Annotated in this window: 17 protein-coding genes, 1 tRNA gene and 1 riboswitch; of the genes, 12 read left to right on the top strand and 6 right to left on the bottom strand. The window is 49.9% G+C overall.

Going from position 1 to position 20,545, the window contains the following annotated elements:
• Both PN477_RS06615 and sipA read right to left on the bottom strand, forming a co-directional pair.
• A partial coding sequence (locus PN477_RS06615) for a sulfatase (RefSeq protein WP_272147100.1) occupies positions 1-1,425 on the bottom strand: 1,425 nt, incomplete at its 3' end.
• Between the two features lie 133 nt (positions 1,426-1,558).
• Entirely contained in the window at positions 1,559-1,834 is a 276-nt protein-coding gene (gene sipA, locus PN477_RS06610) for a regulatory protein SipA (protein ID WP_272118461.1), read from the bottom strand.
• Between the two features lie 419 nt (positions 1,835-2,253).
• Here sipA and PN477_RS06605 point away from each other — a divergent pair, with 419 nt between their 5' ends.
• A complete protein-coding gene (locus PN477_RS06605; protein ID WP_272118460.1) occupies positions 2,254-5,409 on the top strand; it encodes a response regulator in 3,156 nt (1,051 codons plus the stop codon).
• 81 nt (positions 5,410-5,490) lie between these two features.
• Positions 5,491-5,549: riboswitch (Glutamine riboswitch) on the top strand.
• A gap of 35 nt (positions 5,550-5,584) precedes the next feature.
• Positions 5,585-5,758, top strand: a complete 174-nt coding sequence (locus tag PN477_RS06600) for a DUF4278 domain-containing protein (protein WP_272118459.1) — start codon at positions 5,585-5,587, stop codon at positions 5,756-5,758.
• Between the two features lie 356 nt (positions 5,759-6,114).
• Here PN477_RS06600 and PN477_RS06595 read toward each other — a convergent pair whose 3' ends face one another.
• Together PN477_RS06595 and PN477_RS06590 are read right to left on the bottom strand one after the other, a co-directional pair.
• On the bottom strand, positions 6,115-6,321 hold the full coding sequence (locus PN477_RS06595; RefSeq protein WP_072621237.1) for a hypothetical protein: 207 nt from the start codon (positions 6,319-6,321) through the stop codon (positions 6,115-6,117).
• 358 nt (positions 6,322-6,679) lie between these two features.
• A tRNA-Arg gene (locus PN477_RS06590) sits at positions 6,680-6,753 on the bottom strand.
• Between the two features lie 66 nt (positions 6,754-6,819).
• Here PN477_RS06590 and moaC point away from each other — a divergent pair.
• From moaC to PN477_RS06540, 10 genes are all read left to right on the top strand, one after another.
• Entirely contained in the window at positions 6,820-7,314 is a 495-nt protein-coding gene (gene moaC / locus PN477_RS06585; protein ID WP_272118458.1) for a cyclic pyranopterin monophosphate synthase MoaC, read from the top strand.
• A gap of 53 nt (positions 7,315-7,367) precedes the next feature.
• On the top strand, positions 7,368-7,667 hold the full coding sequence (gatC, locus tag PN477_RS06580; protein WP_272118457.1) for an Asp-tRNA(Asn)/Glu-tRNA(Gln) amidotransferase subunit GatC: 300 nt from the start codon (positions 7,368-7,370) through the stop codon (positions 7,665-7,667).
• A gap of 161 nt (positions 7,668-7,828) precedes the next feature.
• Complete coding sequence (gene isiD, locus PN477_RS06575) at positions 7,829-8,041, top strand: protein IsiD (protein WP_072623116.1); 213 nt, start codon at positions 7,829-7,831, stop codon at positions 8,039-8,041.
• Positions 8,042-8,044: 3 nt separating this feature from the next.
• Entirely contained in the window at positions 8,045-9,250 is a 1,206-nt protein-coding gene (coaBC, locus tag PN477_RS06570) for a bifunctional phosphopantothenoylcysteine decarboxylase/phosphopantothenate--cysteine ligase CoaBC (protein ID WP_272118456.1), read from the top strand.
• A gap of 282 nt (positions 9,251-9,532) precedes the next feature.
• A complete protein-coding gene (locus PN477_RS06565; protein ID WP_272118455.1) occupies positions 9,533-11,992 on the top strand; it encodes an NACHT domain-containing protein in 2,460 nt (819 codons plus the stop codon).
• On the top strand, positions 11,989-12,258 hold the full coding sequence (locus PN477_RS06560) for a UPF0175 family protein (protein ID WP_272118454.1): 270 nt from the start codon (positions 11,989-11,991) through the stop codon (positions 12,256-12,258). The genes PN477_RS06565 and PN477_RS06560 overlap by 4 nt, the downstream gene beginning before the upstream one ends.
• Positions 12,242-12,733, top strand: a complete 492-nt coding sequence (locus tag PN477_RS06555) for a PIN domain-containing protein (RefSeq protein WP_272118453.1) — start codon at positions 12,242-12,244, stop codon at positions 12,731-12,733. Before PN477_RS06560 ends, PN477_RS06555 begins: the two co-directional genes overlap by 17 nt.
• Positions 12,717-13,106: a hypothetical protein gene (locus PN477_RS06550; protein ID WP_272118452.1), complete on the top strand. Its 390-nt coding sequence runs from the start codon at positions 12,717-12,719 to the stop codon at positions 13,104-13,106. The genes PN477_RS06555 and PN477_RS06550 overlap by 17 nt, the downstream gene beginning before the upstream one ends.
• 256 nt (positions 13,107-13,362) lie before the next feature.
• Positions 13,363-15,072 carry an urease subunit alpha gene (gene ureC, locus PN477_RS06545; protein WP_272118451.1) on the top strand — a complete coding sequence of 570 codons (1,710 nt, stop codon included), beginning with the start codon at positions 13,363-13,365 and terminating at the stop codon, positions 15,070-15,072.
• A gap of 389 nt (positions 15,073-15,461) precedes the next feature.
• Positions 15,462-16,175: a sterol desaturase family protein gene (locus PN477_RS06540; protein WP_272118450.1), complete on the top strand. Its 714-nt coding sequence runs from the start codon at positions 15,462-15,464 to the stop codon at positions 16,173-16,175.
• A gap of 13 nt (positions 16,176-16,188) precedes the next feature.
• On the opposite strand, the gene PN477_RS06535 is transcribed toward PN477_RS06540, so the two are convergent.
• A complete protein-coding gene (locus PN477_RS06535) occupies positions 16,189-17,025 on the bottom strand; it encodes an SWIM zinc finger family protein (RefSeq protein ID WP_272118449.1) in 837 nt (278 codons plus the stop codon).
• 89 nt (positions 17,026-17,114) lie between these two features.
• Positions 17,115-20,267 carry a DEAD/DEAH box helicase gene (locus tag PN477_RS06530; protein WP_272118448.1) on the bottom strand — a complete coding sequence of 1,051 codons (3,153 nt, stop codon included), beginning with the start codon at positions 20,265-20,267 and terminating at the stop codon, positions 17,115-17,117.
• Positions 20,268-20,545: the final 278 nt, after the last annotated feature.

Raw genomic sequence — 20,545 nt, 5'->3', positions numbered from 1 at the left:
GGTGCAACCGTAGGCGCGGTGGGGGATTTCGGGGGCGACAGCGGCGAGGGTGGTGGGAATCTGGGGGGCGATCGCAGTTTTAACGGCAGCGAGGCTGGGATCATTGGCGCGGTTGATCCATTCGTTGGGGTCGGTTTGGTGGTCGTAGAGTTCTTCGCTGCCGTCTTGATAACGGATGTAGCGGTAGCGATCGCTCCTCACCGCAAAATGTCCATCCCAGAGGGTGAGGGCGGGGCGTTCCCAGGGGGTGCGAGGGTTGACGAGGAGGGGGGTGAGGCTTTGGCCGTCAAGGGGTGGGGGGTCGGGCAGTTGGCAGAGGTCGGCGAGAGTGGGGTAAAGATCGAGGAGGCTCACAGCGCGATCGCAGACCCCCGGAACCATCCCCGGCACAGACAGGATCAACGGCACTCGTGTCGCCTCTTCCCACAGGGCGAACTTTTTCCAATGGAGTTTTTCCCCCAAATGCCAGCCATGATCCGACCAAAGGGCAATGATGGTGTTTTGACGGTGGCGGCTTTGGGCAAGGCCATCGAGAACGCGCCCCACCATCGCATCCATGAAATAGATCGACGCAAGATAGCCCTGCACCGCTTGGCGATATTGGTCACGGGCGAGGATTTTCTGATGTTCGTTGCTGGGACGATTGGCGATCGCAACCCCCACCGGCGGCACATCATCGAGATCATCCTCGCGAATCTCCGGGAGAATAATAGTCTCTAAGGGGAACGGCTCAAAATATTGGGCGGGCACATACCACGGCAGATGGGGACGATAGAACCCACAGGCGAGGAAAAACGGCTGCTCGCCTTGCTGTGCCTGGAGTTGCGCCACCGTCCAGGCGGCGACTTTCTCATCCACCATTTCCCCGTTCACCGCCCCCCAATCCAATTCCCCCGCATTCCGAATCCCGCTGAGGGGACTGTTAGAGGGTTGGGGATCGAGGCCAAAGGCTCCGGCTTGGCGATCGCCGTTTTCCCAATAGGGGTAGGGGTAGAGGGCATCCCAGGGGGTACAGTCGGGGAAGCGATCGTGGTAGATTTTGCCCGCGCCCCCCAGCCAATAGCCGCTGCGTTTAAACAATTCCGGCAGGGTGACCGCCTCCGGAAGCACCGCCCGCCAATCGTGGCGACTGTCGTAAACCCCCGAACGATGGGGCGCGATGCCGGTGAGGAGAGCGACGCGAGAGGGGTTACAGGCGGGGATGGCGCAATGGGCATTGCGAAAGAGCATCCCCTGTTGGGCGAGGCGATCGAGGTTGGGGGTGAGGGCTTGGGGATGGCCGCCGAGGCTGCCGAGCCAGTCGTTGAGGTCATCGATGCAGATCATCAAGACGTTGGCGGGTTTACGACTGCCTTGGGCTGTGCCCCGCAGGGTGACGGCTAAACTAGACGCGATCGCATAGGTCAAAAAAGTACGACGTTGCATCCACCCACTCCATTACAAAACAGCACTATGAATCACGAGACGGCATGGTTGATCGCAGGCATCGGGGGATTAATTCTGTACCTGGTTTGGTCGGCTTGGACAGAAATGGAAAAAACCCGTGGCATCGCCGGGATTAACCCTCAACCTCGCTGGGGGCGGTGCTGGCTTCGCTGTCCGGATCGGGGGCGATCGCTAAATACTGCTCATCAAGCAAAAACACCCCCCGCGCAAACTTCACCGCCCAACAATTCCCCGGTCGTCGCTCTAAAATCACCCCCGGTTCTGCCCCGGTAATTAAATCCGCTGGCCGCAGCATCGGCATTGGGTCGGCGGTTTTCAAATAGGGCGGGGTTTGGTTGAGGACGACGGTTTGTCCAACGCTGTAGAGGGTGGTTGTGGATTCGCTCATGGCATCCCTGGCAAAGTGATCAGTGGAGTTGGGCCCGCCAACGCCGGGCCATGGTTAATCAATATTGTAGGGGGTTGCTTTCCAGATTCTCAGGCTGCGGCGGAAAAATTGGGATCGAAGTGGGGCGCGATCGCACCCCGGATTGGCCGTAGCCCTGTCCCTTACCCCCCATTTAAATTCGACAAAATAATAATTAAAAAAATAGATAAATCTTGACAAATTAATCGTGATATTTTCAGTGAAGCTGATGTGGAAATCTGGTTCACAGATGAGGTTACAGAGGATTACAGAGAATTAAAAAATGATAATTTTTGGGCAAAATGATTTATATTTTGTTCTGTTTCAAGTTGTGAGACTCTGATCGAGAACTAGATTATGATGGGACAGACCATCTGTGTGGTAGGCATTTGGGGAATTGCGTGAATCAGAGCAATAATCAGCAACTCAACCCGGAGACCGTCGGATCGCAACAACAACTGAAGGCCATCCTCGATACTGCGATCGCTGGAATTCTCCGGCTACGATTTTATCCGGATGGGTCAACTCAGCATGAGTATATTTCGCCCCATTGCGCGGCAATCTTTGGCTACACCGTGGCTGAGTTGATGCCCGATGCAACCCTCTGGCAGCAAGGTATTCACCCTGAAGATTGGCGGGATGTGGTGTCGCCCACCTTGGCGCGAATCTGGGCCCAGCGGGAAACGACCACCGAGCAGATGGAATATCGATTTCGCCGCCCGGATGGACGGTGGGTTTGGATTTTGTCCAAGTATTGGGTTCAGTGGCAGCCGGACTTGGGCTATTGGGATATGACCGTTGTGGATACGGATATCAGCGATCGCAAAGCCCTAGAAGCCGCCCAAAAAGTCTCGGAAGCCAAACTCAACAGCATTCTCAATAATGTCAATGCGATCATCACCCATCTCTGGCTTGACCCCAATTTTGTCTGGAGCATTGACTATGTTTCTGGCCGGAGCGAGGCCCTCTGTGGCTACACAACGGCCGAGTTGATGGCGGATCAATCCCTCTGGATACGGTTGATTGTGCCGGAAGATTGGCAAGCGATCGAGGCGGAGATTTTCGCCAGTATTCAAGCCGAACAATCCGGAACCTATGAATATCGGCTCTATCATCGCAACGGGTCGCTGCGCTGGATCTCCCAAACCAACCATTCCCAGTGGGATACAGAACGCGAAGCCTGGTCAGTTAGCATTGTCTCCACCGATATTAGTCAACAAAAACAAGCGGAACTCGAACGCCAAAAAAGCAACCAGTTTTTGCAACTGATCACAGATTCCATTCCGGGCTGTATTGCCTATGTAGATGCGTCCCAACACTATCGCTTTGTCAATCGCACCTATGAGCGTTGGTTTCGCCGCCGCAAGGAGGACATTGTTGGCCAAAGCTTACGGACGGTGATCGGCGAGACCGCCTATGCTCAGGCGCAGCAGAATGTGGAACGGGTCTTGGCAGGAGAGCAGGTATCCTATGAGGCTGAATTGTTCTACGAGACAGACCATCATCGCTTTGTGGCGGGGATGTTGGTGCCGGACTATTCAGCGGCGGGGGTGGTGGAGGGCTATTATGCGTTGCTGATGGATATTAGCGATCGCAAACGGGCTGAACAGGAACTGATCGCCGCCAAAAACGCCGCCGAAGCTGCCGAACGCGCCAAAAGCGACTTTCTCGCCACCATGAGCCACGAAATTCGCACCCCGATGAACGGTGTACTAGGGATGCTCTCCCTGCTTAAGAATGATCCCCTCACCTCCCAACAACAACTGCACCTCAACATCGCCCAATCCAGCGCGGAATCATTACTAACCCTCCTCAATGACATTCTTGATTTTTCCAAAGTGGATGCGGGCAAACTCATCCTCAAACCCATCGACTTTGAGCTTCATACCACCCTCGAAAGCATCATCCAAACCATGGCCCTCAGCGCCCAAGCCAAAGGCCTCGAAATTGTCCTCCACTGTCAGACCTTGGAGCCGATCCAGGTCTACGGCGATCGCGATCGCTTGCGTCAAATCTTCACGAATTTAATCAACAATGCGATCAAATTCACCGACCAAGGCGCGATCGTCGTGCAATGCCATTTGACATCGGACGGGTCAAGGCTGCTGTTCACCGCCCAGGTTCGGGATACAGGGATGGGCATTCCTGCTGAGGCGATCGCATCTCTGTTTGACCCCTTTACCCAGGTAGACCCCAGCACCACCCGCCAGCACGGCGGCACAGGCTTAGGGTTGTCAATTTGTCAGCGGTTATGTGACTTGATGGGGGGCAGTATTGAGGTTCAGAGCACCCTAGGGCGGGGGAGTTGTTTTGAATTTACCGTACCGTTGGCGCGGAGTGCGCAGCCAGCGCAACCGCGCCCGGCGTTGGATCTCAGCGGGATCACCGTTCTCGTGGTGGATGACAATCTTGATAGTCGGAACCTGTTGCAGTTTTATTTAGAACAATGGGGGGCAACGGTGCTGACGGCGACAAATGAGCCAGAAGCGATCGCCCACTGTCATCGTGCTCAGATCCCCATTCAGTACGCCTTTTTAGACCTGAAAATGCCCTCCATCGATGGCATCACCCTCGGCCAACGCCTCAAAGATGATCCCCATTGTCAGGGCATCACCTTAATCCTGATGACCGACATTATCGAAAACTGCAACGCGACCCTGATCCACGACCTAGGGCTACAAGAGTGCCTCTCTAAACCGGTGCTCCTGTCGAAACTGCAAGACCTGCTCCTCAACCATCACCCCGGCTGTCCGTCCATCCCTGCGCCCGTCACGCCCCCCGCCCCCACCTCGGCAACATGGCCACCGGGTATCCGCCTGCTGCTGGTCGAAGATAGTGTGGTTAATCAGCTCGTGTTTCGTGGCTTTCTCAAAACCTGCGGCTTAGAAGTGGATGTGGTCAGTAATGGCAAGATTGCCCTAGATCATCTTCAGTCCACCGTTGAACCTCCCTACACTGTCATTTTTATGGATTGTCAAATGCCGATGATGGATGGCTACGAAGCCAGTCGCCAAATTCGGCTCGGCCAGGGCGGGGATTTGTATCAAAACGTGCCGATCATTGCGTTAACGGCTAATGCCCTAGCAGGAGACCGGGATAAATGTTTGGAGGCAGGCATGAACGACTATTTGAGCAAGCCGATTAACCCCGATCAACTGCTCGAAATCCTCCATAAATGGCTCCCCTCTGCACCGACGCGGCCCAATAGGTCACGGGAACTCTTCGATGCGGATCATCTTGCCGATCTCCTCGATGGCGATCGCGTCGTCATTACGCAGGTGTATGAAATTTTTCTCCGTGAGACCCGAACAGACTTAGAAGAATTGGAGCGAGCGATCGCCCGTCGTGATCTCACCTATGCTCAATGTAAAGCCCATGGTTTAAAAGGTGCTGCGGCCAATATTGGCTGCACTGCCCTGAGCCAAACCGCCTACAACGTTGAAGCCGCGATCAAGGCTGGGGATATCATCCTGGCTCGTGAACATTGGCTCACCCTCAAGCAGGTCTTTGGAGCCGCCGAAATCACAATCCAGCAGTGGTTGCAGCAAAGCAACTAAAGCAGGCTCGCGGCGCAAAAATTAGGGCCGCCCCTCTTGACAGCTTGAGGAAATTCGGTAACAATGAATACAGAAATCAAAAACGTTCATCTCCAAACGGAGACGGAAGTAAGAGCCCCAAAACTCTGAAGGAACGCGCCTCATATTTTCTCTGCATATCATAGGAGGCGACACCATGAAACTCTCTTACCGCGGCCACAGCTACACCGCCCACACCAAAAAAGTCAACACCCAAGATGTAGCCCACACGGGCATGTATCGCGGTGTTAAGGTGACATTCCACGACAAACAAGCACCCGTGCAACATGCTGAAAAACTGATCTATCGCGGTGTCCATATTGAGCATTAAGGCTCTGGATTAATGCGACAGATGGTTTAAGGAAGGAATTTAGGGAAGGAATCAAACAGGCGCTACCTTGGTAGCGCCTGTTTGCTATTTCCATGAATCACAAGGCAGCGAGCTAGAAGCTCGCACTACGGAGGATGACAGCAAGGGTAGCGTGAGTCTCTGGCTCACTCCTGCCAAGATCCAAGCTCGCAACTTGGGTTATGGATCAGCGAAAACGAGGGGAGGTGCGCCCCTTGTCTGTCCTTTAGACCTCACCATCGATGATGGAGCGGCTTGATTCTATTCGATGGGGATGGATTGTGTTGAGGGGGTGAGCTTGATCCCCCAAAAGTCATGGGAGCCAAGATTTGAAAATCTCAGAGGGAAACCGATTTGACCGGTAGCAGGCGCGATTGTTGACGAACATCTTGAACCATAATCGCCTGTTGCAGTCGGACAAAGGCTTGAATATCGTCACGACCATACTTGGTGGCTTGCAGAAGATGACGGAGATGGTTCTCATCTTCACAGCTTAGATATCCTGTTGCGATCGCATCATGCACTAAATTTTGAATTAAACCCATCACCCAGAACTCCAGTTTCAGGTTGTTTGATGATTACCCTATTCTCGAAGGCATCTCTAGGAAAAAAACGTTAAATTATGCACCCCTGACCGAAAATTTATAATTGTTGATGAATATTACGACCCATGCTCAACCTTACTCAATCTTTCGCAAATTCCCGTAAGGTAGCAGCGGAAAACTCAATGTAGAGACAATTTCCATCGGATTATTATATCCAGAATAGCGGCATTGAACAGTAGAGGATAGTATTGGAAAATACAAATTTTTCTCCCCTGCGGCGTTGGGTTTTAACCTCATTACCACAAAACCCCGTGGAGTTAATTCCGATGGGGTTTTGTGGTGAGTTTGAATGCATTAACGGGCGGGAAGGGATTCGAACCCCTGACACCGTGGTCCGTAGCCACGTGCTCTAGTCCACTGAGCTACACGCCCTTGGGTTGCTCGCATTTTGTGCGACAGTTATTAACTGTAGCATAGGCAAAATCCCAACGCAACCCAATGACTGAAAATACTTCCCCCCTCACCCATCTCAACGCGACCGGCGCAGCGCAAATGGTGGACGTATCCGATAAACCCGTCACCAAACGCAGGGCGATCGCAGCGGGTCAAATTCGCATGACCGCCAACACCCTCACCGCCATCCTGGCCGGCAACAGCCCCAAAGGTGACGTGATCGCCACGGCCAAACTCGCCGGCATCATGGCCGCCAAACAAACCGCAAACCTGATCCCCCTCTGTCATCCCCTCCCCTTAAGCCAAATCACCGTCGAACTCACCCCCGATCATGACCTACCGGGCTACCAAATCCAGGCCACCGTCACCACCAAAGGCGAAACCGGCGTGGAAATGGAAGCCCTCACCGCCGTCTCCATCGCCGCCCTCACCCTCTACGACATGGCCAAAGCCCTAGAAAAATCGATGCAAATCGAGCAGATCCGGTTAATCTCTAAAACCGGAGGCAAATCCGGCGACTACGATGCCAACCCCGCCTAAACGGACACCACGACGCGATACTATTAATCAACGGACATCCGCAGACTTTAACCATGGCCAAACTCGATCGCAGCGATGTACAAAAAGTGGCAGACCTCGCTCGGCTCCGCTTAACCGAAGCCGAAGAAATTGCCTTCACCACCCAACTCAGCAGCATCCTCGACTATTTTGAACAGTTGAGCAACCTCGACACCGAAAATGTCGAACCCACCACCCGCGCCATCGAACTGAGCAACATCGTTCGGGCGGATGAACTGCAACCCACCGTAGACCCAGCAATCATGCTCCAAGAAGCTCCGGAGCCGGAAGGGGAATTTTTTCGCGTGCCGCAAATTCTCGGCGGCGAGGCATAAAACGGGCGCTTCAACCGGGGTCACGGCCAGATGAAGACCCGCACCACGACGGTGGTAGATTAACGCCTCTTAACAGGTGCTTTGACTTTTCAGATCTAGCCTGCTTAAGATGGGTATGGGGTTATCTAGAGTTTTAACTCTAGGGAGGTACGGCTATGACGATGACAGTAAGTATGCCGACAGCAGATACTGTATCTGCAATGACGGCGGATGATGTAGCGGCATTGGCGATTCGTTTAGAACAAGATGACTATCCGACTCCGTTCGCAGCGTTGACGGATTGGCACTTGTTGCGGGCGATCGCATTTCACAATGCCAAACTGGTTGAACCCTACCTCCATCTTCTGGATATCGAGGAATTTGACGAAGGGTAAACCATGGGTCACCAGATCCTAATCGGTATAGGCGGCGGTATCGCCGCCTATAAAGTTTGTACAGTCATTTCAACCCTCGCCCAGACGGGGGTAGAGGTGCGCGTCATCCTCACCACCGCCGCCACCCAATTTATTACCCCCCTCACCGTCGCCACCCTCAGCCGTCACCCGGCCTACACCGATGGGGATTTTTGGCAGGCGAATCGGGGCCGACCGCTCCATATTGAACTGGGAGAATGGGCGGATGTGTGCCTGATTGCCCCGTTAACAGCCCATACCTTGGCGAAACTGGCCCACGGTTTCGCGGATAATCTCCTCACGAATACCGTTCTCGCCTCCCGCTGTCCGATTCTCCTCGCTCCGGCCATGAATACGGATATGTGGGAACAGGCCACCGTGCAGGAGAATTGGCAACGTTTGTTAACCCAATCGCGTTATCACGGCTTGGCGACGGGGGTGGGGCGCTTGGCCTGCGATCGCGTCGGAGCCGGGCGCATGGCGGAACCGGACGCGATTTTACAAGCCTTGGAATCGCTACGCATCACCCAAGGCCATCAACCCCTACAGGGCAAACGGATCATCATCACCGCCGGCGGTACAAGGGAATATCTCGACCCGGTGCGGTTCATCGGCAACCCCGCCACGGGCAAAATGGGCATCGCCCTCGCCCAAGCGGCTCTATCCCGTGGTGCGATCGTCACCCTCATTCATGGCCCCGGCACGTTCCCCACGGGCCTGGGGGAATCTGAACACTATACCGGGGTAGCCGTCACAACAGCGGCAGAGATGGCGATCGCTCTCGATCACGCTTTCCCCGCAGCGGATTGGGTGATCATGGCCGCAGCGGTGGCGGATGTACGCCCGGCGAACTATGCCCCCCAAAAGTTAGCCAAAGCGGATCTTCCCGCTGCCCTCCCCCTCGCTCCCGTGCCGGACTTAATCGCCACCCTGAGCCAACACAAACAGCCCCACCAAAAGTTAATCGGCTTCGCGGCCCAAACTGGCGACATTGTGCCCCCAGCGATCGCGAAACTTCACCGCAAAGGCTTAGATGCGATCGTCGCCAATGCGATCGACCAACCCCAAGGCGGCTTTGGCAGCGATCAAAACCAAGGCATCTGGATCACCGCGACGCAACAAATCCCCCTCCCCTTGGGCAGTAAATTAGCCATGGCCCACCGCATTTTAGAGCAGTGCGATCGCCTTTAATCGGGGGTGCGATCGCGCCTCCTGTGAATGGATGCGATCGCCGACACTAACCACCCCAACACGCAATACATCCCCGCCCCATTCACCGCCACCGATTGAGCAAAATCTGGCTGTGCTTCAAATTATCGTTAAGGTCAGTATTTTTTTTGGGCAACTTGTCCACACAAATGAGCAACAGAATGCCTAAACCCCTTGCTACAATTGCGATAGCTGGCTTGGGCAATGTCCTCGTTTGGGCAAGTTTCTCCAGCCCAGCGAACGTTTTAACCGTAGATTGTCGTCATGGTGAAAAAATCGGGTCAACCTTTCAGAAAAAGCAGTAAGTGTGATAAAAATGGCGCACTAGATTTTCATTCCTACTTAAAATCGATTTCCAAGGACGAAAAAAATAAAGAATCACAAGAAGTCTATACGTCCATCCTAGTCAGAGATGATCAACACACGCAAGCTACTAGCCTAGCGCAACACTCGTTACGATTAAAGTTACGAATAAAAAGAGTCAATTTTGAAGCAAAGCAAGATAGTTATTCTCAGGAAATATCATTACCACAAGAGAAAGTTGAGCATTGGGATGTATTGGCAGGGCTACGACACTATGCAAAACATCATGTGTTGTTAGTGGGTAAGCCTGGATCAGGAAAATCTACGGCACTCCAACAGTTGCTTTGGGAAGAAGCACATAAGGCACGCCAAGACTCAAGCAATCGAATTCCTGTGTTAGTGCGATTACGTCGTTGTACTGAAAGTATTGAAAAACTCATTCAAGATGTTCTATCGAGTCATGGAATAGATCTAGAAATTGACCAAATCAAAAAAATAATTAAAGATGATTTTTTAATATTGCTAGATGGTCTGAATGAATTACCGGAACACTTGAAAATAGAAGTCGCTAATTTCCGCGATCGCTACCCGGATACTCCGATGATCGTCTCAACCCGAAACCTGAGTCTAGGTGGTACACTTGGGATCGAAAAAACTCTCGAAATGCTGCCCCTGACAACATCCCAAATACAAGAGTTTATCCAGGGATATTTAGGAAAAGAGGGCGATCGTCTCTTTCAGCAGCTTCAGGGTGACAGGCTAGAAAAGTTTGCCGAAACGCCGCTGTTGTTGTGGATGCTTTGTCAGGTATTTGATCAGAATAGTACAATTCCCGATAATCTAGGACTCGTATTTCGGGAGTTTGCCCGATTCCATGACCAAAAACGCCAAGAAGATGCCCCAGCAGATTCTAAAGATCAGTGGCATAAGTTGTTATGTCATCTGGCTTTTGTCATGATGCAGGGAAAAACCTTGATTGATCCTCAGCTATCAATCCCAAAAGAGGAAGCAGAAGACTGTTTAACGAAATATTTACAGCAAATGGGTTGGTCTAATCCTAGAGACTATGCCAACCGCTGGCTTAAGGATTTGCTTAAATATCACCTAATTCAATCGGTTATTCAACCCAATTTTGAAGAACATATTGAGTTTCGCCACCAACTCATTCAGGAATATTACGCGGCAGAATATTTACTCAAATTATTACCTGCTCTGACCGATGAGCAACTGACACAGAATTACCTTAACTACTTGAAGTGGACAGAATCTATTGCTTTAATGTTAGCGTTAGAAGATGATGAAGTGCAATCACTGCGGGTCGTGAAGCTGGCAATAAATCAAGTAGATTTGATGTTAGGAGCAAAGCTGGCTGAAGATGTTACTCCTCAATCATCGGTTTCTGAGTTGATTGATTTTTTTAATGAGTTTAATGAGTCAGATTGGGAAATTCGTACTCTTTTAATACGAAAGTTGGGAGTATTACAAAGTGCAGCAGCAATTCCTCTCTTGCTCGAAGAACTTGATAATGAATTAATCTATAGCACTGCAATAGATGCCCTATCAAACTTGGGCATTGAAATGTTGATTCCTAGATTGCTTAAGTTTTGGAAAGAAGATAGTTATGTCATTTCAAGAGGTGAGGGCATTTACCTTAGCTTACGAGACGATGCTTATACCTGCTTAGACTTAGAACCAGTCGAGTTTCTGAACAGTGATGAGATGGTTTTTATATTACACAAAATTTATGAAGATCCAGACTGGGATATTTGCACAAGTACATTATCAGAATTAGCACGATTTGGTATCCGATCAACAATTCCCGATTTACTCAAAATCTTTCAAGACTTGAAAGAATATAAATCTGTAAATATGGCAGAGTTATTTGGAAATGTAGGTAATGAGGAATTAATCTTTAAGGTACTCAAGATCGTTGAAGAACTTGACTATGTTATTGATAAGAGTGCGGTAGAGGTACTAAATAAGTTGGGGAGTGAAATTGCATATCCAATACTGATCAAAGGTCTCTTTTATTCCCACTGGTTGGTTTGTCGAATTGTAGCAGATACGTTGGGCTACATAGGTTGTAAATCGGCAGTTCCGAGATTAATCAAAGTCCTTGGCCACTCCAACTGGTTTGTGCGTAGAAGTGCGGAAAATGCAATTATTAAAATTAGCGGTGAATCTACGATGGATGTCTATTTAGCTATTTTTGCCATCCAAGAAAATTGCAAATTCTACAACTACGAAATTCATCAAGCCCATCTAGTAGCGCAGCAAGCCGATCGCCAAGCAAGCCAGAAGAACGATCGCCCCTCTACAATTTACCAATTTACCTATTATGATCTGAGAGGAGCTAAAATCGCCAATGTTGCCCATGAAGTCCACGGCGACCAAATCGCCCAAGCGGAGGAACGCCCATGAACATCCCCATTCCCGAAGACCTAGAACACCGGTTTCAGCAACATCTTCCCCAACTTTATCAACGTGCCCTAGAAGCGATCGCCCTCGAAGCCTACAAAAATTGCTTAATGAGTGCTGCTGAAGTCCAAGCCCTGCTTCACCTGCCTTCCCATCTGGCCACCGATGCCTTTCTCAAACAAAACGGAGCCATCCGCTCTCTTACCCTAGAAGACATTCAGCAAGACATTCAGACCCTAGATCGAGTGCTTCATGATCGTTCTTTGTGACACTTCTCCGATTTGCTATCTTATTCTCATTGGTCAAATTGACTTGCTCCCGCAACTCTTTCAAGCCATCACGATTCCTACTGCGGTTCGTGATGAGCTTTTGAACGAAGATGCTGGCCAATCGATTTATACGTGGATTCAACATCCTCCCCCATGGCTGCATACTCAAACCGTTCCTCAACCGCTGCTCTCGTTGCCCGATCATCTCGGTGCTGGAGAGCGGGAAGCCATCTCTCTCGCCGTCTCACTGCAAGCCGATTTAGTGATCATTGACGATCTGGATGCTCGAACTGCCGCGCAAAAACTAAACCTTTCCATCATTGGTACACTTGGAATTCTGTACCGCGCCGGAGTTAGAGAACTCATTGACTTTCCAACGGCGATCGCGCAACTTCAAAAAACCTCATTTCACGTTTCCCAAACTCTCGTTCAACAACTTCTTGAGGATTATTACCGCCATGGCCAACGCCCCTAAATTTGATCTTCGTGGTGCAAACATTGGCAATCTTGCCGATACGGTGCAAGGTGATCAGATTGCTCACATTCAGAATCAGTCTGAGCAGAATTTTGAAATATTGTTGACAGACTACAAGCAATTTATTGATCAACTTCAGCAGAAATACCCCACATTGACGGATCTAGCCACCGTTTCTCAGATGATTGAAGTTGAAACAAAGCTCATCGAATCACAAGATCCACAACGGTGGCAAAACTTCCTGAACCTCACACGACTTGTGAATGGTGGAAAAAAAGCAGGACTTAAAATTGGCGAACACTTTGCGGAAAATAATGTTTGGGCAAAAGGGGCGATCGCATTTCTCGAAGGGGTGAGTGAAGATGTAACGTAAGAGTATTTACACAGGGGATGTTTTACCTTGCTTTTCCGAGTTTCAGCGTATCCCGAACCTCAGGACAGGACAAACACTTTCCGGTTTTTTGGCTCGTACTGAAGCCGAGCGTGACAAGGGGGGTATGGTGTGGAGATTTGGCATCAGGGCGTATCCTTTTGTTTTTCGTTGGAGATGCCGATCGCCTTCTTTGCTACAGTACCCTCTAGGGCTAATTTGCTATGCTTACCCCGCTTGCCGTTGAGGAGATTTGACGATGAATTACCGCATGGATCGCCGCGCCTACGCTGAAACCTTTGGCCCCACGGTGGGCGATCGCGTTCGTCTTGCCGATACTGACCTGATTATTGAAGTGGAGCGAGATTTCACCACCTACGGCGATGAGGTGAAATTTGGCGGCGGGAAAGTGATTCGGGATGGGATGGGGCAATCGCCGATTTCCCGGGCCGATGGGGCGGTGGATGTGGTGATCACCAATGCGCTGATCCTGGATTGGTGGGGCATTGTCAAGGCCGATGTGGGGATTAAGGACGGGCGAATCGTGGCGATCGGGAAAGCGGGCAACCCCGGCATTCAAGACAATATTGATATTATTATCGGCCCCAGCACGGAAGCGATCGCCGGTGAAGGGCATATTCTGACGGCGGGCGGCATTGATGCCCATATTCACTTCATTTGCCCCCAACAGATCGAAACTGCGATCGCCTCTGGCATCACCACGATGATCGGCGGCGGCACGGGCCCCGCCACGGGAACCAACGCCACCACCTGCACCCCTGGCGCGTGGAATATCGCCCGGATGTTGCAGGCGATCGAAGCCTATCCCCTCAATTTTGGTTTTATGGGGAAAGGCAACAGCAGCCAACCCCAAGGCCTCGTCGAACAGGTGGAAGCGGGGGCGATCGGGTTGAAACTCCATGAAGATTGGGGCACAACTCCGGCCGCCATTGATACCTGCCTCACCGTGGCCGATCAATTTGATGTGCAAGTGGCGATCCACACCGACACCCTCAACGAATCCGGCTTTGTGGAAGACACGATCGCCGCCTTCAAGGGTCGCACCATCCACACCTACCACACCGAAGGCGCAGGCGGTGGCCACGCCCCCGACATCATCAAAGTCTGTAGCGAAACCAACGTTCTCCCCTCCTCCACCAACCCCACCCGCCCCTACACCACCAACACCCTCGAAGAACACCTCGATATGTTGATGGTTTGCCACCACCTCGATCGCAGCATTCCCGAAGATGTGGCCTTTGCTGAATCTCGCATCCGCCGCGAAACGATCGCGGCTGAAGATATCCTCCACGACAAGGGCGCGTTTAGTATGATTTCCTCCGATTCCCAGGCCATGGGGCGCGTCGGGGAAGTGATTATTCGCACCTGGCAAACGGCCCACAAGATGAAGACCCAGTTCGGCGCGTTGAGCGAAGACAGCGATCGCCACGACAACCACCGCGCCAAACGCTACATCGCCAAATACACGATCAACCCCGCCATCACCCACGGCATTAGCGAGGATGTGGGGTCGGTGGAAGTGGGTAAACTCGCCGATCTTTGTCTTTGGAAACCGGCCTTTTTTGGGGTGAAACCGGAAATCGTGATTAAAGGCGGTCTGATCGCCTGGGCGCAAATGGGCGACCCCAACGCCAGCATTCCCACACCCCAACCGGTGTATATGCGGCCGATGTTTGGCAGTTTTGGCGGCGCAGTGGGGGCAACCTCCTTAACCTTCCTCTCCCAGGCAGCGATCGCGGCTGATATCCCCCGCCAATTCGGCCTCAATAAGATGATCGCCCCCGTTCACAACATCCGCACCGTCACCAAGGCGGACATGAAACTCAACGCCTACCTTCCCCAGATCGAAGTAGACCCGGAAACCTACGAAGTCCGCGCCGATGGGGAACTGCTCACCTGTGAACCTGCGATCGCCCTGCCCATGGCCCAACGTTATTTCTTGTTTTAAGACTACAGTGCTCATATATAGCAATCCTATTTGATTCATGAACAGGCAAGGGGCTTAAGCCCCTTGTTGATGAGGAAATAAGATCTCCGATTGATTTAGGATCGCTATAGTCGAGCATCCGTCAAACAAAATATACAGGCAAGACGATTCATCCTCTTGTTCATGGGGTTAACCGCATCAATGCGTACCTCATTGATGCGAAAACTGCTATCGATGAGGCATTGTGCCGGGTGCATCTCAAGTCATGAGATGAGAAGTAAAAAAAATCTTGCTATAGAATGATGAGAAAAATTCTTAGTTTCTTACCAAGCATTGAATTTTATTTCAAAGTCACTATTATCTGTACCCTTTTGCAGCAAATATTCGCGTATTTTTGGGCAGATAGTCACATGAACTTAATAGCTCAAATTCTGCTGTACTGGCTCATTGGTTCCCTCTCATTTTATAGCCTTGGCTTCCTCATTGAAAACGGCATCAAAAAAAACCATGCCCTAACCCAAAAGCTAACCGCCAGAGTCGTTACCGTCAAAAAACAATCATTTCCGGCCTTTACCCTCAATGGAATTATCCTCGGCGAGATCAAGGCTTGTATTGCAGCCTTAATCATTCTAACTCTCGCCCCAGAAGTTCATCGAGGGAATAGCCTATTCTTGAACTTTGGATGGTTCTTGATGAGGATCATCTGTGCAGACTTATGCTTCTACATTTCCCATCGATTATTACACCGAAAATCTTGGCTTAAGATTCATCTTAAACATCACGAATTTCAAGATTCATCGAGTTTTGTTGCTGGTCATAAAAGCCTTATTGAATATATCATCACAACTCTGACTGATATTTTGCCTATCTTGATTTTTGGTTATGATTTAACTCAAATTTTTTCCTGGATTATTGTGGGTAATGCTTACAATCTAGAGGGTCACAGTTCACTGTCAATTTTCTTCATTTCATCCGATTTTCATGACCTGCATCATACATCTTTTCAGGGAAACTATGGTATTCAAGACTTTTGGGATCGTCTATTTAACACCCTCAAATCACCCACAAAACAACTCCGCCCCATTTTTCCAACCAATTATATCAGCTCTAATGATGCCGATTAAATTCAGCACTGGATTATAGACAGTCTTTATTTTTCGTTCGTACCCGATCATAAAGATCCGCCATCACCGCCACAAATGAATGATTACGTTGCCAAAATGCTGGATCATCTCCCATTTTTTTGATTAAAATGGCGGCAATCAGTGGTTGCTGGGGAGGGGAAATCGTCGTGGGTAAAGATTCATCACCCTGCCAAAAATCACGCAGGTGATCAAGAGAGGCAGATGTCAATTGAGGGCGAGTATAGTATGATTCACGGGCAACCGGCGATCGCACCTCTGCCTGTAATTCAGCCGTCAGTGCTTGGCCTAAGGATGATTTTGCTAACTCCGTCGCGAGAGATTCCCGCGATAAACCCCGCAACTCAAACAATAAGAATGGATCTTGATCTAATTGCAACGCCAGGCGATAAAAAATACCGGCAACATGTTTACAGGGATCGCCCCAATCCGGACAGGAACAGCGTGTATAGACCGCCGAAAAATCGTGGGGTAAAAGCTGCAAGCCCAAGGCTTGAAACGGTTCTTCAATAGCGTCTGGCATTTCATTGAGCAGCAGTCGAGAAACCAAGCTCGCCTTTGAGGTTAACCGTGCAATGACGGTTGACCATTGTTCGGGAGTAATGGGGGATAATTCAATATGAATATCATATAGAGGTTCTGTGTAAACGTTGAAATAGGGATTAATTGAACCTCGAACCTGCGCGAAAATCTTCCCGTCTTCAATCTCAAGACATTTGACTTTATTGCTTCTCGCATAGGAACGTCCCCGCTGGAGACGACCGCGATCGCCACAGTCTTCAAGAGCGGCTAAAAACCGCTGCCCCCACCATGTTCGACTGATCTGTGCCATTGTTTCTCCTCCAATTCGATTGAAGTAACCGTATGTTTGAACATTTAAATTTGAACATTTAAATGCGATGAAATGAGATCACCTCAGTATTACATGATCGCATTTTTACTCAACGCAATGAGCGTCCGAAACGCATCATTATCTAATTCTGTGAGCCAGGATTCATCAGCCCCGACCACTACGCCAGCCAGTTTCTTTTTATCCTCAATCATCTGATCAATTCGTTCTTCTAACGTACCGATGGCTACAAATTTATGGACAAAAACATGTTTTTCTTGACCAATCCGAAAGGCGCGATCGGTGGCTTGGTCTTCCACCGCCGGATTCCACCATCGATCAAAGTGAAACACATGATTCGCCTTCGTTAAGGTAATCCCAACCCCTCCCGCTTTAATCGAGAGGATAAAAATTGACGGTTCAGTCGCAGGATCTTGAAACGCGGCGATCATTTGCTCCCGTTTTTTAACAGGGGTTCCCCCATGCAATACATAGGTATTGTAGTGGCAGTGATGGCGTAAATAGTGGTCTAGGGACTCGGCAATTTCACGAAACTGGGTAAAAATCAAGAGACTTTCGCCCTCTGCGATCACTTCTTCCACCATATCCGTTAAGCGGCTGAGTTTATGCGATCGCGCTGCCGTGAATTCACTGTTATCTTGGAGAAATTGGCGGGGATGGTTGCAAATCTGCTTGAGGCGCATCAAGGTCGATAAAATGAGTCCTTTGCGTTGAATACCCTCAGTGGATTCTAACTGTTGTTCGACATCTTTAAGCACCGCTGCATAGAGAGAGGCTTGCTCTTGGGTGAGGTTACAAAATAATTTTTGCTCGATTTTATTGGGTAGATCTTTAATAATACTTTGATCAGTCTTGAGCCGACGTAAAATAAACGGTTCAACTAAGTTTTTCAGGGTTTGAGACTGAACTAGACTATTTTCTTTTTGAATCGGTAACTCAAAATTACGCCGAAATTGAGCTTGCGTCCCTAAATAGCCAGGGTTGAGAAATTGAAAAATAGACCACAAATCTAAGAGGCGATTTTCGACGGGAGTGCCGGTTAAGGCGAGGCGATACTGTGCCTCTAGTTTGAAAATGGCTTTAGTTTGGTTTGCCTTTGGATTTTTGATGTTCTGAGCTTCATCGAGAACAATTCGCTGCCAGGTCAAGCTTGATAAACACTTAAAATCCTGACGAGCCAAACTATAGGAGGTAATCAAAACATCAACCTGATCACAGAGTTCTTGAAAGGCTTGATCGGTTTTGGCGCGATCGCTGCCATGATGAATGACTGTGCGTAGCGTTGGGGCAAATTTCTCAATTTCCCGTTGCCAATTGCCCAAAACAGAAGTGGGAACAATCAAAAGAGTGGGCGCAAAACTCAGCCCCTTGGCTTGGGCTTCTTCTTGATCTTGGACTAATCGCGCAATGACTTGTACGGTTTTTCCCAGCCCCATATCATCGGCTAAACATCCATTTAGTCCTAATTGTTCAAGATATTGCAGCCAGGCTAAGCCCCGACGTTGATATTCGCGTAATTTCCCCTGAAATTGGGTGGGACTTTGCACGAGTTCCAGTTGGCTTTTATCGTGCAAACGTGCCATCATTTGACCGAGAGAATCTTCGCGATCGCAGTCTACTTCTACACTGTCATCAGCCTTAGCCGTGAGTTGCATAAAGTCCAGCAAACTCAGTTCAGGATATTCTTGGTGTTGCGTTTTCCAAAACTCCAACATCTGGGCCATCTTTTGGGGATCTAATTCGATCCACTGGCCCCGAAACTGAATTAAGGGGGTTTTGGTTTGAACAAGCTGTTGCCATTCCTGCTCAGAAATAACATGATCACCAATGGCTAATTCATAGTCATACTTAACGATTGCATCCATGGAGAAATAGCCTTTTTTACCGGCTTGACTGGAGGATTTAGACCCGCCATTGGCCCGCAAACGGACTTTGGCCCGTTGCCGGCCCTCCGGAGTCCACCACGCCGGCACAATCACTGCATAGCCGGCACTTTCTAAAATCCACGCCGATTCTTTCAGAAACTCAAACGCCCCCTCCAAATCCAGACTAATCCCCATGGGCTGATCTGTTTCTAAGCCTCGCCAAATGTCGGGATAAATTCGAGCCGCATAGCCTAGATCAAGTAGTAAATATTGTTCAAAGGAGTCTCCAAACTGCTGTTGTAAAATCTCTTTCTGACTGCCTTTTAAGCGCCAATAGTCGAGCAAACTAATTCGTAATGAGGGGTCATGTTTTGCTGCCACTTGAAACTGAAGCTGCCATGGATCTTCGGGGTTTGCCGGTTCGTGGAGTTGAAAACAGAGAGAAAAACCCGAATTTTGGTGAGTTTTTTCGAGGCGATCGCGCCAATTTTGCCAATTTTGATACTGTTGAACAGATTCGGGAGATCCGGGTATATAGTTTTGAGTTAAGCAGTCTTCAATGATCGAATCCTGATACGTTTTTTGAAAGGATTGAGGGCGGGGAGTTTGAGTAACGATAGAGGTTAGCCAACATTCAGAAAAATGGTGGAGGAGCGTGGCGCGATCGTGGAATTGGGGGCGGGGCGGTTCTGTGGCGAATCCTGCCGTACAAATCGCGGGCATACAGGCGGTAAAGTGGGCGATATGGTGTGAGTAGCGATCGCCGACCCAGTCCCATCCCCCGTAAATTTCAACGCTCGATAGAGTCTTTGCGGTCTTCTGTTTTGTTTTTGTTTTGCGGGTCTCGTGATATTTCAAGGCAGGGATATATTGCTCTTCAATTAAGAGGGTTTTCAACCCTTGACTGTAGTGATACCAAAACCACAAATCAGATCCCAATTGCACCTCTGCTAAACCATGCAGCGCCAGAAAGTGCAGATCATTGAGCACTCGCACCACAGTTTTGACAGTTTTGCCCGTGGGATAGGCTTCGATTTGCCAATAGTCCAACGTAAAGGCTTCGGCACTTTCTTGTTCTAGATAACGAGACAGTTCAGGGGAGGGGAGCGGTTGCTGGTCAGCGCTGGGGAGTAGAAATGAACAGCGTTGAATCTGCGCTTCTGGCTGACGTGGATTGAGGAGAGTCAGTCCTAACTGTTGGTGCAGAAAATCGGTGAGCTTGCTATGTTGTAAATGATACGGATGGATGCGATCGCGCTGACGTTGCTGTTTTGTCGTTTCTACCCAAAGATAGAAATTTCCCCCTTGAACAAAGGTGTTGTTATCCTCAGGAATCCAAGTTCCATGTAGAACGTGCATTTTCTCTGATGATTAGGTGAATATAAGCATTATGGCGGGTTAACTGACAAAAAATCAATGCTTGGTTGACTGACTTGATAGCCCTCACCCCCAACCCTTCTCCCAGAGGGCGAGGGGAGCCGATCCATTTTTCCAGTTCCCTCTCCCTAGGGGCTACTGCTTATACACAAACTGCTCTTAACGATGTTCACCTTCTCTCGATCCCCCCTAGCCCCCCTTAAAAAGGGGGGAACGAAAAAAAGTCCCCCTTTTTAAGGGGGATTTAGGGGGATCAAACG

Origin of the sequence: Spirulina subsalsa CS-330, from assembly GCF_028330765.1 — a bacterium.
Taxonomy (GTDB): domain Bacteria; phylum Cyanobacteriota; class Cyanobacteriia; order Cyanobacteriales; family Spirulinaceae; genus Spirulina; species Spirulina subsalsa_A.
This window is presented reverse-complemented; position numbering and strand designations above follow the sequence as displayed.

Excerpts from the sequence above, each read along its gene's own strand:
- PN477_RS06540 (WP_272118450.1), top strand. The coding sequence starts at position 15,462 with ATGAACTTAATAGCTCAAATTCTGCTGTACTGGCTCATTGGTTCCCTC.
- PN477_RS06595 (WP_072621237.1), bottom strand. The coding sequence starts at position 6,321 with ATGGGTTTAATTCAAAATTTAGTGCATGATGCGATCGCAACAGGATAT.
- moaC (WP_272118458.1), top strand. The coding sequence starts at position 6,820 with ATGACTGAAAATACTTCCCCCCTCACCCATCTCAACGCGACCGGCGCA.
- PN477_RS06530 (WP_272118448.1), bottom strand. The coding sequence starts at position 20,267 with ATGCACGTTCTACATGGAACTTGGATTCCTGAGGATAACAACACCTTT.
- isiD (WP_072623116.1), top strand. The coding sequence starts at position 7,829 with ATGACAGTAAGTATGCCGACAGCAGATACTGTATCTGCAATGACGGCG.
- sipA (WP_272118461.1), bottom strand. The coding sequence starts at position 1,834 with ATGAGCGAATCCACAACCACCCTCTACAGCGTTGGACAAACCGTCGTC.
- PN477_RS06550 (WP_272118452.1), top strand. The coding sequence starts at position 12,717 with ATGGCCAACGCCCCTAAATTTGATCTTCGTGGTGCAAACATTGGCAAT.
- PN477_RS06600 (WP_272118459.1), top strand. The coding sequence starts at position 5,585 with ATGAAACTCTCTTACCGCGGCCACAGCTACACCGCCCACACCAAAAAA.
- PN477_RS06535 (WP_272118449.1), bottom strand. The coding sequence starts at position 17,025 with ATGGCACAGATCAGTCGAACATGGTGGGGGCAGCGGTTTTTAGCCGCT.
- PN477_RS06565 (WP_272118455.1), top strand. The coding sequence starts at position 9,533 with ATGGTGAAAAAATCGGGTCAACCTTTCAGAAAAAGCAGTAAGTGTGAT.
- ureC (WP_272118451.1), top strand. The coding sequence starts at position 13,363 with ATGAATTACCGCATGGATCGCCGCGCCTACGCTGAAACCTTTGGCCCC.
- gatC (WP_272118457.1), top strand. The coding sequence starts at position 7,368 with ATGGCCAAACTCGATCGCAGCGATGTACAAAAAGTGGCAGACCTCGCT.
- coaBC (WP_272118456.1), top strand. The coding sequence starts at position 8,045 with ATGGGTCACCAGATCCTAATCGGTATAGGCGGCGGTATCGCCGCCTAT.
- PN477_RS06555 (WP_272118453.1), top strand. The coding sequence starts at position 12,242 with ATGATCGTTCTTTGTGACACTTCTCCGATTTGCTATCTTATTCTCATT.
- PN477_RS06560 (WP_272118454.1), top strand. The coding sequence starts at position 11,989 with ATGAACATCCCCATTCCCGAAGACCTAGAACACCGGTTTCAGCAACAT.